The sequence below is a fragment of the Pseudomonas sp. F01002 genome, assembly GCF_004402115.1.
Taxonomy (GTDB): Bacteria; Pseudomonadota; Gammaproteobacteria; order Pseudomonadales; family Pseudomonadaceae; genus Aquipseudomonas; species Aquipseudomonas frigoris.
This window is the reverse complement of sequence record NZ_SOPU01000031.1, coordinates 763-1,010: the sequence shown is the minus strand read 5'-3', so window position 1 is coordinate 1,010 and position 248 is coordinate 763. Positions and strand designations below refer to the sequence as shown.

Here is a 248-nt window from a genome sequence, read left to right as displayed (position 1 = left end):
CCTGACGGGCAAGGCGACACCTAACCTGAAGGTCATCATTACCGATAACGACGCTCTGCCGCAGACGGTCGATGTCAAGCCCGATGGGAGCTGGACCTCGACCCGCACCGGGCTGAGCCGGACCGCGCACAGCTTCGTCGCGAAATCGGAATCGCTGGCGTCGGCGGCCTGGGTTGTAAATGTGGTGGCAGAGGTGCAGCCGACCATCGACAAGGTCACCGACTCGCAGTTGCGGGATATCGCCAACC

The 248-nt window shown here is 62.9% G+C and carries 1 pseudogene; it reads left to right on the top strand.

The annotated features are described in order from the left end of the window. A pseudogene (locus tag E3W21_RS31250) lies at positions 1-248 on the top strand (hypothetical protein); the annotation flags it as partial.